This window comes from Cellulomonas telluris (genome assembly GCF_004886325.1).
GTDB lineage: Bacteria > Actinomycetota > Actinomycetes > Actinomycetales > Cellulomonadaceae > Cellulomonas > Cellulomonas telluris.
This window is the reverse complement of the sequence record NZ_QXFN01000001.1, coordinates 710,847-724,358: the sequence shown is the minus strand read 5'-3', so window position 1 is coordinate 724,358 and position 13,512 is coordinate 710,847. Positions and strand designations below refer to the sequence as shown.

Genomic DNA, 13,512 nt, shown 5'->3' with positions numbered 1-13,512 from the left:
CGTCGGACGCACCCCGCCGCCTTTTTGCAAACGGGTCGCAGTCTCGGTTACGGTCGTGGCATGAACCACCCCGTCACCCGACCGCGCCGTACCGGCGTGCGCCTCGCCGCCCTCGCCCTGCCGCTCGCGCTCCTCGGCGCCTGCGCCGGCGGCTCGTCCGAGCCCGCCGCCTCGTCCACCCCGTCCGCCTCCCCCGAGGCGACGGCCACCAAGACCGAGGCGGCGGCCGTCACGCCGCGCCTCGTCCTGACCTACGACGGCGGCCTGGTGGTCCTCGACGCCACGACGCTCGAGACGGTCGACACCATCGAGGCGGACGGCTTCCTGCGCGTGAACCCCGCGGGCGACGGCCGGCACGTCATGGTGTCGACGCAGGGCGGCTTCCAGGTGCTCGACGCCGGCACCTGGGCCCAGCCGCACGGCGACCACGACCACTACTGGACGTCGGACCCGGTGCTCACCGACACGGTGTTCGAGGCCGACGAGCCCGGGCACGCGGTCGTCCACGGCGACACGCTCGCCCTGTTCGCCGACGGCACGGGCGAGGTCACCGTCGTCGACCCCGCCGCGGTCGCCGAGGGCGAGGACGCGGTCGTGCGCGAGTACACGACCCCGTCGGCGCACCACGGCGTCGCGGTCGTGCGCACGGACGACACGATGGTCGTCTCCGACGGCACCGAGGACGAGCGCACGGGTGTGCGCCTGCTGGGCGCCGACGACACCGAGATCGCCGCGACCGACCAGTGCCCCGGCGTGCACGGCGAGGCCGTCGCCGCGAACGACGTCGTCACGGTCGGCTGCCAGGACGGCATCGTCATCGTCTCCGGCCAGTCCGTCACCAAGGTCCAGGCGCCCGACGCCTACGGCCGCATCGGCAACCAGGCCGGCGACGAGGACTCCCCCTACGTGCTGGGCGACTACAAGACCGACAAGGACGCCGAGCTCGAGCGCCCGACGCGCGTCACCATCACGGACACCGCCGCGGGCACGCTGCGCGTCGTCGACCTGCCCTCGTCCTACACGTTCCGCTCGCTCGCCCGCGGCGACGCCGGCGAGGCGCTCGTCCTCGGCACCGACGGGCAGATCCACGTGATCGACCCGGCGACGGCCACGCTCACCCGCTCCATCCCCGTGATCGACGCGTGGGAGGAGCCGATGGAGTGGCAGGAGCCGCGCCCGGCGATCCACGTCCTCGACGGCACCGCGTACGTCACCGACCCCGCCACGGACCGCGTCCTCGCGGTGGACGTCGAGACCGGCGAGGTCTGGAACGAGGTGACGCTCGAGGTCACGCCGAACGAGATCACGTCGGCACCCGGCCGCGCGCCGCACGCGCACGGCGACGACGACCACGCCGGCGAGACGGCCGAGGAGCACGCCGAGCACGCGGGCGAGACCGCCGAGGAGCACGCCGAGCACGACCACGAGCACGAGCACGAGCACGGCAGCGAGGGCTGACGCTCCCGCTCACCCGCACGACCACGACGGCCCCGTCCCCCGCCTGCACCGGGGGGCGGGGCCGTCGTCGTCCGTCGCCGACCCTCCCGGCACGGGGTCCGAGGTGGTCAGGAACGAAGAAGTTCCAGGTCAGCGCGCGTCCCTAGCATGAGGACGTCACGACGAGCCGCCCGGGAGGACCCCATGACCGACACCCGCACCGACGCGAGCGAGACCGAGAAGGGTGCCTTCTCCGCCGAGGAGCGCGCCGCGATGAAGGAGCGCGCCGCCGAGGTGAAGAAGGCCCGGCGCGGCAGCAAGGCGGACCCGGAGCCCGAGGTCCTCGCGAAGATCGCCGAGATGCCCGAGACCGACCGCGTGATCGCCGAGGGCATCCACGCGCTCGTCAAGGAGCACGCCCCGCACCTGACGCCGCGCACCTGGTACGGCATGCCGGCGTACGCGAAGGACGGCAAGGTCCTCGTGTTCTTCCAGGCGGCGGAGAAGTTCGGCACCCGCTACGCGACCATCGGCTTCAACGACGTCGCGTCGCTGGACGACGGGACCATGTGGCCCGTCTCGTACGCGGTGACCGCGATGACCGACGCCGAGCGCACCCGCATCGCCGAGCTCCTGCGCCGCGCGGCCGGCTGACGGCTGCCCGCCGCCGGGGCCGACGACGGCGCCCCCGGCCACGACCCCGGACTCCGTCAGGACCCGACCGTGCGGAACCTGACGAGGTCCGGGGTCGTCCGCGTCAGCCGCGGTGAGGGTGCTCCGGGGCGAGCAGCCAGTCGCCGATGCGCTGCGTCATCGCCCGGCCGTGGGGCGTGGTCGGCTGGTCCAGGACGCCGTGCCGGGCGCCGGGCAGGTCCTCCAGCACGACGTCGACACCCGCGTCCGTCGCGTCCTTCGCCCACTCCTCGGCCGAGAACCGCAGCACGTCGAGCTCGCACGTGAGCACGAGCGTCGGCGGCAAACCGGTGGCGTCGCCGTTGGCCGCGAACGCGTACGGGTCACCGATCGCGGGGCCCGCGTAGTTGGCGCAGCACGCGTCCATGAAGTCGTCGGCGAAGGCGTCGCCGGTCACCGCGCGGATGCGGGCGAGCTCCTCCGGCGGGCCGACGGGCCCCGCGTGCACCGCCGTGTACGCGAGGACGAGCGACCGCGGCAGCGGCTCCCCCCGGTCACGCAGCCGCAGCGTCAGCCCGGCGACGAGCGCACCGCCGGCGGACGCTCCGCCGAGGTGCAGGTCGTCGGGTGCGACGCCCAGCGCGTCCGCGTGCTCGCGGGCCCACGCCCACCCCGCCGCGACGTCCTCGAGGGGCACCGGGTGCCGCACGCCGCGCAGCGCCTTGCGGTAGTCGAGGGCCAGGACCGCGACGCCGCGGTGCGCGAGCGCCAGGCCCACCGCGTGCGACTCCGCCATGTCGAGTGTCCCCATGACGAACGCGCCGCCGTGCACCCAGACGCACCCGGCGCGGAGCGGGGCCGCGTCCGGCCCGCCCGGCCGGTACAGCCGTGCCGCCACGGGACCGTTCGGCCCGTCGACCGTCAGGTCCTCGACGTCGACCGACGCCCACTGCGGGAACGCCGCGACCACCTCCTCCGGCGACGGTCCGTCGCCGCGGAACTCGTCGAGGGGCTCGAGCATGGCCAGGAGGCCGGAGAACGGGAGGAGGGGCTCCACGGGTGCGGCGGGGCTGGGGAGGGCGTCGTCGCTCACGGCGTCATGATCCCGGCTCGCCGCGGCTCGCACCGCCGAGGCACGCCGGGCGGACGGCCACCGTCACGCCGGCCGGGCACCGTCCGCGTGCTCGGGCGGCCACACGACGGCGAAGCGCTCGAGCACGATCTCGTCGGACCCGGACCACACCGCACCGCGCGCGGCGCACGTGCGCTCCCAGTAGCGCCGGTGCTCGCGCCGCCAGGACTCCAGCGTCCGGTCGTCCTCGCCCTCGTCGTGGGCGAACTGCGCGTCCACCTCGTCGAACGTCGCGATCCGCAGGTCCGTGCTGCGCAGCACCAGGCGCGGGCGCCCCGCTCCGTCACACGCCACCCAGTGCGCGCCGATGCGCGGCAGCGGCTCACCGCGGGCGGCGAACTCGGCGACGAGCTCGGCCGTCGCGCGCTTGCGCCCGCCGAGCACGACGCCGAGGAGCTCGTCGGACAGGGCCGCCGAGTCGCCGAACCGGTCGACGACGTACTCGTCGCCGGCGACCTGCGGGTGCGCGGCCGCGTACTCCGCCCACATCCGCGCCGCCGCGTCGTGGTCGAGCGGTTCCGGGGCACCGGGCGACGGGGCGGGCGGCGTGGCGGTGGGCGAGGCGGCGGTGGCCGACGCGGCGGTGGTCGGCACTGCAGTGGTCGGCGCCGCGGAGCTCGGCGCCCCGGTGGGTGCCGCGGGCGCCTGCGGCACGGGCAGGCCCGCCAGCCGCCGACCCGCGTCGACGAGCGGGACCCGGGCCAGGGCGTCCACCTGCGTCAGCGGCACCCACGCCGCGTCGTCGCAGGACCCGTCGCGCTCGACCGCCAACGACCCGCCGACGACGTGCGCGCGGTAGACCAGGCGCAGGCCGTGCGCGTCGAGCGCGACGCCGTCGACCCGGTCGGCCGCCGCGACCACGTGCGAGTCGACGCCGAGCAGCCCGTCGAGGACGACCGCGTACCCGGTCTCCTCACGGACCTCGCGGACGGCGGCGTCGGCCGGGTCCTCCCCCGGGTCGATGCCTCCGCCGGGGAGCGTCCAGCGGTCCCCCGCCGCCCAGTGCGCCAGCAGCATCCGGGGCTCGTCCGCCGACTCGTCGAGGACCACCGCGTACGCCGCCACCCGTGTCTGCACCACGCGAGGGTAGAGGGCGCGGCCGGGCAGCCGGGCGGAGGGCAAGGGATTCGAACCCTTGAGCACGGGGTCACCGCGCTAACGGTTTTCAAGACCGTCGCTTTCGGCCGCTCAGCCAGCCCTCCTCGCCGGTGCGGTGCACCGGCGCGCGGCAGTCTCCCACACCGGGGCCGGGCACTTCCGCGCCTGGGGTGGCGGGCGGCGAGGCGGTTCCTAGCCTCGAAGCATGATGAAGCCGATCTCCCCCACCGTCCACGCCGCCCTCGACTACGGCGTCGCGGGCGCCCTGCTCACCGTGCCGCACGTGCTGAGGATGAGCACGCGGGCCACGGTGTTCTTCGGCGCGTTCGGCACGGTCGCCACCGTGGTCAACGCCCTCACGCGCACGCCGCTCGGCATCAAGCCGGTGCTGTCGCTGCGGGCCCACCGCACGGCCGACCTGGTGTCCGACCCGCTGTACGTGCTCCTGCCGGTCCTCACCGGCATCTCGAAGGAGCCGAAGGCGCGGGCGCTGTGGCTGACGAGCACCGCGCTCCTCGCGGGGTCCGTCGCCCTCACCGACTGGGACGCGCCCGAGTCCGCCTGACGCGGCCGCGGCTCAGGGCAGGATCGCGTCCACGTACCCGCCGTCGACCCGCACCGCGCCGCCCGTCGTCGCCGACGCCAGCGGCGAGGCGAGGTAGACGACCATGTGGGCGATCTCCTCGGGCTCGATGAGCCGCTGCAGGAGCGACTGCGGCCGGTGCCGGCGCATGAACTCGCGCTGGGCCTCGTCCCACGGCAGGTCCCGGTCGACCAGCGAGTACACGAAGTCCTCGACCCCGCCGGTGTGCGTCGGGCCCGCGATCACGGAGTTCACCGTGACACCGGTGCCCGCGGCCTCCTTCGCGAACCCGCGCGACACCGCGAGCAGCGCGGTCTTCGACATCCCGTAGTGGATCATCTCGGCCGGGATGACCACCGCCGAGTCGCTCGCCACGTTGAGCACCCGGCCCCAGCCCTGGGCGGTCATCGCCGGCAGGTAGGCGCGCGTGAGGCGCACGGCCGCGAGCACGTTGACCTCGAAGAAGCGCCGCCACTCGTCGTCCGTGATCTCCAGCGCCGGACGCGCCTCGAAGATGCCGAGGTTGTTGACCAGCACGTCGACGTGCGGCACGGCGTCCCGCACGGCGGCGAGGCCGTCCTCGGTGGTCACGTCGCCCGGCGCGGCGACGAGGTCCGCCCCCGGCACGTCCGCGCGGAGCCGGTCGAGCGCGGCGTCCACCGACGACGCCGTCCGCCCGTTGACGGCGACCTGCGCACCCGCGCGCGCCAGCCCGGCGGCGATCGCCGCGCCGATGCCCTGCGTGGAGCCCGTGACGAGAGCGGTCCGTGCCGTGAGGTCGATCTGGGTCATGCCCCGACGCTAACCACGCCGGGGCGGCGCGTCGCGCAGGGGTGCCCCGGCGCCGCGCTCGTCCCGACCCAGCACGCCCGTGCTCAGGACGTCCACCAGCCTGCCGGACGGCCCGGCGTCACGACGTCGAGACCGAGTCGTGCCGCGGCGGCCGCGGTCGCCGCGTCGTACGTCGCGAGCGTGCGCACGCCCGGTTCGGCGCGCGCAGCGCCCACGTGGAGCGCCGCGAACGGGGCCAGGCGGTCGAGCAGCAGGGCCGCGTGCTCGACGGCCCGGTCCGACAGGCGGACCAGCCCGAGCCGCAGCTCGGCGTCGAGCGCGACGACGCGCGCGTCGTGCCCCAGCAGGACGCCGGTCACCCGCAGCTCGACGAGCGACACGACGGACACGGCCAGCACCGCCTCACGAGGGCCGGCCCACCTCGTCCAGGCGTCCCGCTCGGGCGCGCCCGGCAGGTACCGGGAGAGCGCCGAGCCGTCGGCGTAGGCGACCGGAGCACGCGGCACGGCCTCCGCCGCGGGCCGCGGCGAGGGGACCGTCCCGCGGGGTGCGGGCCCTGGGTACGCGGACGGCCGGCCCCCCGCAGGGAACCGGCCGTCCGGGGGCGCAGGTGTCACCGGGAGCGCAGACGCTCCATGGCGAGCTGCACGAGCGCGATGAGCGCCTGCTTGGTCGCGGCACGCGACCGCGCGTCGGTGTACAGCACCGGCACGTGGGCGGGGATGGCCAGGGCCTCGCGGACGTCCTCGAGCTGGTGCTTCGCGATGCCGTCGAAGCAGTTCACGCCGACGACGAACGGGATGCCACGGCTCTCGAAGTAGTCGACGGCCGGGAAGCACTGGTCGAGGCGGTCGGTGTCGACGAGCACGACGGCACCGATCGCGCCGCGCACCAGGTCGTCCCACATGAAGAGGAAGCGGTCCTGGCCCGGCGTGCCGAACAGGTACAGCCACAGCTGGCCCGGCAGCGCGATGCGGCCGAAGTCCATGGCGACGGTCGTGGTCGTCTTGCGGTCGCTCACGCCGCCGGCGTCGTCGACGCCGACCGAGTGCTCCGTCATCGCGGCCTCGGTGTTGAGGGGCTCGATGTCGGAGATGGAGCCGATGAAGGTCGTCTTGCCGACGGCGAACCCGCCGGCGACGACGATCTTGACGACGGTGGGGGCAACGGCGCCCGCGGTCCCCGCCGGAGCGGCGACGGCGGCGTCAGAGGGCGGAAATGCCATTGAGAACACTCTCCAGCACGCTCAGGGACAGGGCGGGGGACTCACCGGTGTTGACCTCGACCGGCTGAGAGGTGTGCACACGCACGTAGTTGGCGTCGGTGAGGTCGGACACGAGGATCCGGACCACTCCGAGCGGCAGGTGGAGGAGCGCCGACAGCTCCGCGACCGAGATGTACCCGGCCGACGCGTGCTGGATGATCGCGCGCTTCTCAGGTGTCAGGCCCGTGCTCGCCACGGCGCCCGGCATGACCTCGACCAGCGCCTCGAGGGGCAGGTCGGAGCGAGCCGAGCGCACGCGGCCGCCGGTCACGGCGTAGGGCCGGACCGTCCTGGCCTCGTACTCGACGTGTTCGCTCATCGTCGACGCCTCAGGCGACCGGGGCCCGGGTCGCGCCGTCGACGGGGAGCTGACCGCGCATCTCGGAGATGAGCTGCGGGGTCAGCGTCGCCTCCGTGCGCGAGACGAGCATGGCCATCTCGTACCCGATGAGGCCGACGTCGCAGGTCGACTCCGCCACCACGGCGAGGACGGAGCCGTTCGAGACGCTCATGAGGAACAGGAACAGGTTGTCCATCTCGATGATCGCCTGACGCACCTCCCCCGCACGCAGCTGGCGCGACGCGCCGCGGGTCAGGCTCGACATGCCCGAGACGATGGCCGCGAGCTGGTCGCCGCTGGTGCGGTCGAGCTGCTCGGACATCGCCATGAGCAGACCGTCGGCCGACACCACGAGCGTGTGGCGAGTGCCGGGCACGGTCCGGACGAAGTTGTCCAGGAGCCAGCCGAAGTTGGCTGCCTCGGTGCTGAGCGCGGTCACACTTCCTCCTTCATGGTGCAGTCAGGGCCGACTGCGGGCTGGGGCGTCACGGTGGCGCTGACGTCACCGGGAGAGCTGGGTCGGATCATGCCTCACCGCCGGGGTCGCCGGCGGCACGCCGCCCGCGGGACGTGCCGGACTGGAAGCTCGAGAGGCGCGAGCGCAGCTGATCGGCGTCACGCTGCACGGGGCGCTCCTCGGTCGGTGCCGGAGCCGGGGGCACGGCCGACGGCACACGCTTGGTGAGGCGCTCGGCCCCCGCACCCACGGCGCTGGGGCGGTACGCCGAGAGCTGGCTCAGCTCGGACAGCGCCTGCTCCTGGATGTCGGAGCGGAGCGCGAGCATCGCCGCGACCTCGTCGTCCAGCGTGCCGATGCGCGGTGCGACCGACGGCGGGACGGACGGCTGGGGCACGGCGGCCAGCGGCTGGGCGGACGGCGCCGGACGGGCCGACCACTCCGGCTGTGACCACGACGGGGCGGGCCGCTGCTCCTGCGCCGGCGCCGGGGTCGGCGCCTGCGGCGCCCAGGCCGGTGCCTGCCACGTGCTCTCGGCCGGCGTGGGGGCCGGGGCGGGGGCCGGTGCCGGCCCCCAGGCCGAGGACCGGACCGGCGCGCCCGCCGTGGGCTGCGGCGTCTCGGGGGCGGAGTCCTCGTCCTTGCGACGGCTGAAGAAGGCGCCCCAGCGGCGCTTCGGCCGGTCGTCCTCGCCGCGCACGACGTCACCGAAGTCGGGGGCGTCCTGCTCGGCGGCCGGGGCCGGCGCGTCCTGCCACGCGGGTGCCTGGGGGGCGGCGGGCTGCCGCTGCGCGAGCGGAGCCGGCGCCTGCGGAGCCGGTGCCTCGGCTGCCGGTGCGACGGCCTCGGCCGCCTCGACCGGCGAGAACACCTGCGTCGGCTGCTCCACCGGGGCCTGCCAGCCCTGCGACGGACGGCTCCAGGCGGGTGCGGCCGGACGCCACTCCTCGGTCGGCGCCGCCGCGGGTGCGGCCGCCGCGGCCGCCGGCGCGTCGTCCTGCTGCTGCGGCGACTGCCACGGCGACTCCTGCGCCGGGGCGGGCGCCCAGAGGGGCTGCTCCGGGGCGGCCGGCGCGGGCCGCTCGGCGGCGGGCACGGGCGCCCACGGTGCCGGCTGCTCCTCCTGCGTGTCCTCCTCCAGCAGGGCGGAGGCGACGGACCGGCGGCTGGGGAGCTCCTGCGCCACGGGGGCGGGGACTGGCTCCGGGGTCGGGCGCTCGGTGTGCGTCGGCTCCGGGACGACCGGGATCGCGCCCGTGTGCCAGGCACGCGTCTCGTCGAGGGTCCGCTCGAACGGCACGTAGGGCGCCGTGTAGTCGAGGGCCGGACGGTCGGCGCTGCCGGCCCAGCCGGAGTAGCCGCTGTACGCCGTGAAGGACGAGGTCTCCTCCGCGGGCGCCGCCTGCTCCTCGGCGCGCTCGTCCTGCGGCTGGTCGCCCCACCCGGCGGACGCGGGGGCGGCGGCCGCCCAGGACCGGGACTCGTCGTCGGTGCCCGGCTCGTCCTGCGACCACGAGGGCGCGGAGGCGTGCGCGGGGGCCCACGGCTCCGACTCGGCCTGCGCGGGGGCCCACGGCTCCGACTGCGCCTGCGCGGGCGCCCACGGCTCCGACTCGGCCTGCACCGGAGCCCACGGCTCCGACTGCGCCCAGGGACGGTCGTCCGACTGCGGGGGCGTCCACGGCTCCGGCTGCGCCGGTGCCCACGCCTCGGCCTGCCGGGACTCCTCCTGCACGGGCGCCCAGGGCTCGGACTGCACGGGCGCCCACGGCTGCGCCTCCGCGGCCGGGGCCCAGGGCTGCTCCTGCTCGGGCTGCTCCTGCTCGGGCTGCTGCGCCGGCTCCTGCCCGCGCTCCCCCGACTCGCCCGCCCACGGCGCGATGGCGCTCGTCGCCTCGTCCGGGGCCGCGGTCGTGCGGGACGGCAGGCCGCCCCCGCGGGTCGGCAGCGGTGCCGCGTCCTGCGTCGGCTCCTGCCACGAGGGGACCGGCCAGCCGGAACCGGCCGGGGAGGCCGCGGGGGCCTCGTTCTCGTCCGGGACCAGGCCCGGCACGTGGAAGGCGGCCGGGGCGGACTCCTGCTCCTCAGGAGCGGGGGCGAGGGCCTCGCGGTTGCGGAAGCCCGAGAACAGGCCGGCGCGGGCTGCGGGGTCCGCGGGAGCGGCCTGCGGCGCCTCGTCCTGCGTCTCGGGGGCCGCCCACGCGGACGTCGCGGCGCGGGTGCGGCTGGGCAGGCCGGTCGAGCGGGGGGCGGCCACGACCGCCGGCGCCCACTCGCCGGTGCTCGCCGAGAGCTCGGGGGCGAGCGTCGCCTCGGGTGCGACCGGCAGGACGATGTTGTTCTCGTCGAACGTCTTGCGCGAGCGGGTCGGCAGCGCGTCGGGCGCGACGGACGGCACGGGGATGGGCGCGTCCTCGGGCACGCGCGGCGCGGCGGGTGCGGACGCCGCGACCGGGGTGGCCGCGCTGTCGTCGGCACGCCGGCGACGGGGCAGGCCGAGCGACGTCTGGCCGTCCGTCAGCTCGGTGAGGTCGACCTCGCGGACCGCGGGCGCCTCGATCTCCGCGACCGGGGTCGCGGCGGCCTGCACCGGCGCGGCCGGCGGGGCGCCGAAGCCGTTGACCTCGTTGGCGGAGAACAGCGTGCTCGGGAAGAGCACGAGCGCTTCGGTACCGGTGCCGGACGCCCGCTTGCGCAGGGTGACCTCGGCGCCGAGGCGCTGCGCGAGGCGGCCGACGACGAAGAGGCCGAGGCGCTGGGCGCCGAGGGCGTCGCTCGCGGAGACGGACGCGATCTTGTGGTTGGCCGCCTCCATCTCGGCGTCCGTCATGCCCAGGCCCTGGTCCGTGATGCGCACGACCACGGACGCCCCGCTGATGCCGGTCGTGACGACGACCGGGGTCTCGGGCTCGGAGAAGACCGTCGCGTTCTCGAGCAGCTCGGCGATGAGGTGGGCGGCCGAGAGGGCGTTGAACCCGAGCATGTGCGGGTCGACCTGGAGGTCGAGCTCGACGCGGTCGTACTGCTCGATCTCGGAGGACGCCGTCCGGATCACGTCGGAGAGCGGCATCGCGTCGCGCAGGCGACGGCCGGAGTCGATCCCCGCGAGCACGAGGAGGGACTCCGCGTTGCGGCGCATCCGGGTCGCGAGGTGGTCGAGGCGGAACAGGTTCGCCAGCGTCCCCGGGTCCTCCTCCGCCCGCTCGAGCGAGTCGATGAAGGAGAGCTGCCGGTTGAGCAGGACCTGGTCGCGGCGGGCGACGTTGACGAACATCTCGGCGATCGAGCCGCGCAGGGCCGCCTGCTCCTGCGCGACGGTGACCGTCTGGGCGTTGACCGCGTTGAACGCCTGCGCCAGGCGCCCGACCTCGTCCTGCGTGGTGACGGGGATCGGAGCCAGGGTGATGGCCGGGTGCTCGCCCGGCACCGCCACCTGCTCGACGAGCTTGGGCAGCTGCTCGCGCACGTCGGCGGCGGCGCTGGTGAGGCGCCGCAGCGGGACGACGATGCCGCGGGCGACGATCGACGCGATGAGGACCGAGGCGACGACACCGAGGACGACGGCCGCGATGGTGAGCAGCGCCTCGTCACGGGCGCCGGCCACGGCGGCGCCGGCCTGCTCGTCGGCGGCGGCCAGGACGCCGTCGGTGACGCCCTGCAGCATCTCGAGCTGCTCGGTCATCTGCTCGGTCCACGCCGCGGGGTCGATCGAGGTGACGGCGGTGGTGTTGCCCTGCGTGAACAGGGCGCGCTGGGCGAGCAGCTGGGGCGACGGGTCGCCGCTCGAGACCGCGAGCCCCTCGATGCCGAGGTTGGCGACGGCGAGGCGGGCGCGCTCACGGGCGAGCTCGGTCGCGAGGTACAGCGACTGGAAGCTGCGGGCCGCGGCGGGGCTGTTCTCGGTGGCCCGCAGCAGCTCGACGCCGGCGATGTACTCGGAGACGAGCGCGTCGACGAGGACGGCGGTCTCGCGGTTGGCGCTGATGTACTGGGCGAGCTGGCGGTCCTGCAGGGCGTTCGCCACGCCCTCGACCACGCGCAGCTGGCCGTCGATGATCTGCTGGAAGCCGTTCTTGATGATGGTGCGGTTCAGGCTCTGGTCGATGCGCTCCCGCAGCTGCGGCAGGCCCTCGCGGAACGCCGTCTGCGTGTCCTGGAAGTCGCGGACGACGTTGGGGGGGAACTGCGAGAGGTCGATCTGCGCGGTGACCTCGCGGGTCGCGGCGAGCGCGTCGTCCGTGGCCTCGCGCGCTGCGGCCAGCTGCTGCTCGTCGCCCCCGGCGAGGGACAGCGTCCGCTCCTGCTGGAGCGCGGCGGACAGGGGCGTCAGCGCGTCCAGGGTGCGGACGACGGTCTGCGTGGCGCGCGCGTAGCGCAGGTCGCTCAGCGCCTCGACGGAGATGAACGAGCCGGCGGCCAGGAGGACGATCACGGGCACGGCGAGGACCGCCAGGACCTTGGCACGGATTCCGAGCCGTCGCAGCATGCTGATCCTTTCCTCCCGCCCGTCGTCGGCGCGCTGCCGCGCTCCGCCGGGCGAGCCGCGCCGGCCGTCGGGTGACTGCCGTCTGCGTCTCATCGGTACCTGGACACCGGACCATTAGCCCGGCGCAGAGTTTGCCACGGGAGTCACCCCCACCGATACGTCGCGTACCGCGCGAAACGGGCGCGCCCCCGACGGCCGTCCACGGGGCGGACACGGCCGGGCGCTCCTAGGGTCGGCAGTGTGCGCGCGGTCGTGGTGACGAGGCCCGGTGGTCCCGAGGTGCTCCGGGTCGAGGACGTGCCGGAGCCGGTCCCCGGTCCGGGGGAGCTGCTGGTCCAGGTGGTCGCGGCCGGGGTCAACCGCGCTGACCTGCTGCAACGCGAGGGTCACTACCCTCCTCCGCCCGGCGCTCCGGCGTGGCCGGGCCTCGAGGTCTCGGGCGTCGTCGTGGGGGTCGGGCCGGACGCGGCGGACGCGCCCGGGGGGCGCGGCGGCCTGCCGGCGGGGGCCGGGCCGCGGGTCGGCGACCCCGTCGTCGCGCTCCTGGCCGGGGGAGGTTACGCCGAACGGGTGACCGTGGCCGCGTCCCACGCCCTGCCGCCGCCGGACGGCGTAGGGCTGGCCGACGCGGCCGCCCTCCCCGAGGCCGTGGCGACCGTGTGGTCGAACCTGCGTGCCGCCCGCCTGGCACCCGGCGAGACGCTGCTCGTGCACGGCGGCTCCGGCGGGGTCGGGTCCGCCGCGGTCCAGCTGGGCCGGGCGCTGGGCGCCCGCGTCGTCGCGACCGCGGGAGGCGCGCAGCGCTGCGCACGCGTCGCGGCGCTCGGGGCGGACGTCGTCGTCGACCACCGCGAGGAGGACGTCCCGGCGCGCGTGCGGGAGGCGACCGACGGGCGCGGCGTCGACGTCGTGCTCGACGTGCTGGGCGGCCGCGCGCTCGGGACGAACGTGTCCCTGCTCGCCGAGGGCGGCCGGCTCGTCGTGATCGGCCTGCAGCAGGGACGCCGCGGCGAGCTCGACCTGTCCGCCCTCATGGCGCGGCGCGGTTCCGTCATCGGCACGACCCTGCGCGACCGGCCGGCCGCGCAGAAGGCGGCGATCATGGCCGAGGTCGCCGAGCACGTGTGGCCGCTGGTCGCCGCGGGGCGGGTGCGCCCGGTCGTGCACGCGCGCCTGCCGCTCGACCGGGCGGGCGAGGCGCACCGCCTGCTCGCCTCGGGCGAGGTGCTCGGCAAGCTCCTGCTCGAGCCCTGACGCGCCGGGCCCTGCCGCGCCGGGCCCTGCCGCGCC

At 75.8% G+C, this 13,512-nt stretch carries 12 protein-coding genes, 1 tRNA gene and 1 pseudogene; 4 read left to right on the top strand and 10 right to left on the bottom strand.

Annotation, left to right across the window (positions count from 1 at the left end):
• Positions 1–60 precede the first annotated feature (60 nt).
• Positions 61–1,458: a zinc metallochaperone AztD gene (aztD, locus tag FB586_RS03465; RefSeq protein WP_136517897.1), complete on the top strand. Its 1,398-nt coding sequence runs from the start codon at positions 61–63 to the stop codon at positions 1,456–1,458.
• Positions 1,459–1,641: 183 nt separating this feature from the next.
• Positions 1,642–2,091, top strand: a complete 450-nt coding sequence (locus FB586_RS03460) for an iron chaperone (RefSeq protein ID WP_136517896.1) — start codon at positions 1,642–1,644, stop codon at positions 2,089–2,091.
• Between the two features lie 103 nt (positions 2,092–2,194).
• Here the strand turns inward: FB586_RS03460 and FB586_RS03455 are convergent, their stop codons facing one another.
• The 4 genes and pseudogenes from FB586_RS03455 to FB586_RS03440 form a co-directional block, all read right to left on the bottom strand.
• Positions 2,195–3,163 (bottom strand): alpha/beta hydrolase, encoded by a 969-nt coding sequence (locus FB586_RS03455; RefSeq protein WP_136517895.1) that lies wholly within the window; start codon positions 3,161–3,163, stop codon positions 2,195–2,197.
• A gap of 63 nt (positions 3,164–3,226) precedes the next feature.
• Entirely contained in the window at positions 3,227–3,691 is a 465-nt protein-coding gene (locus FB586_RS03450; RefSeq protein WP_136518281.1) for an ASCH domain-containing protein, read from the bottom strand.
• Between the two features lie 225 nt (positions 3,692–3,916).
• Positions 3,917–4,267: pseudogene (locus tag FB586_RS03445) on the bottom strand (NUDIX hydrolase); the annotation flags it as partial.
• Between the two features lie 47 nt (positions 4,268–4,314).
• Positions 4,315–4,404, bottom strand: a tRNA-Ser gene (locus tag FB586_RS03440).
• A gap of 101 nt (positions 4,405–4,505) precedes the next feature.
• Here FB586_RS03440 and FB586_RS03435 point away from each other — a divergent pair.
• Positions 4,506–4,865 carry a hypothetical protein gene (locus FB586_RS03435; protein ID WP_136517894.1) on the top strand — a complete coding sequence of 120 codons (360 nt, stop codon included), beginning with the start codon at positions 4,506–4,508 and terminating at the stop codon, positions 4,863–4,865.
• A 12-nt stretch (positions 4,866–4,877) separates the two neighbouring features.
• Here the strand turns inward: FB586_RS03435 and FB586_RS03430 are convergent, their stop codons facing one another.
• The 6 genes from FB586_RS03430 to FB586_RS20160 all read right to left on the bottom strand — a co-directional run bounded on the left by FB586_RS03430 (position 4,878) and on the right by FB586_RS20160 (position 12,222).
• The gene (locus FB586_RS03430) at positions 4,878–5,675 is read right to left on the bottom strand and encodes an SDR family NAD(P)-dependent oxidoreductase (protein ID WP_136517893.1); all 798 of its coding nucleotides are present in this window, start codon (positions 5,673–5,675) and stop codon (positions 4,878–4,880) included.
• Between the two features lie 83 nt (positions 5,676–5,758).
• Complete coding sequence (locus FB586_RS03425; RefSeq protein ID WP_136517892.1) at positions 5,759–6,181, bottom strand: hypothetical protein; 423 nt, start codon at positions 6,179–6,181, stop codon at positions 5,759–5,761.
• 107 nt (positions 6,182–6,288) lie between these two features.
• The gene (locus FB586_RS03420) at positions 6,289–6,900 is read right to left on the bottom strand and encodes a GTP-binding protein (protein WP_136517891.1); all 612 of its coding nucleotides are present in this window, start codon (positions 6,898–6,900) and stop codon (positions 6,289–6,291) included.
• Positions 6,881–7,258, bottom strand: a complete 378-nt coding sequence (locus tag FB586_RS03415) for a DUF742 domain-containing protein (RefSeq protein ID WP_136517890.1) — start codon at positions 7,256–7,258, stop codon at positions 6,881–6,883. The genes FB586_RS03420 and FB586_RS03415 overlap by 20 nt, the downstream gene beginning before the upstream one ends.
• A 10-nt stretch (positions 7,259–7,268) precedes the next feature.
• Positions 7,269–7,718, bottom strand: a complete 450-nt coding sequence (locus tag FB586_RS03410) for a roadblock/LC7 domain-containing protein (protein WP_136517889.1) — start codon at positions 7,716–7,718, stop codon at positions 7,269–7,271.
• Positions 7,719–7,803: 85 nt separating this feature from the next.
• Positions 7,804–12,222: an ATP-binding protein gene (locus FB586_RS20160; RefSeq protein WP_222928267.1), complete on the bottom strand. Its 4,419-nt coding sequence runs from the start codon at positions 12,220–12,222 to the stop codon at positions 7,804–7,806.
• A 240-nt stretch (positions 12,223–12,462) separates the two neighbouring features.
• On the opposite strand from FB586_RS20160, the gene FB586_RS03400 reads away from it, so the two are divergent.
• On the top strand, positions 12,463–13,476 hold the full coding sequence (locus tag FB586_RS03400; RefSeq protein WP_136517887.1) for an NAD(P)H-quinone oxidoreductase: 1,014 nt from the start codon (positions 12,463–12,465) through the stop codon (positions 13,474–13,476).
• The last annotated feature ends 36 nt before the right edge of the window (positions 13,477–13,512 follow it).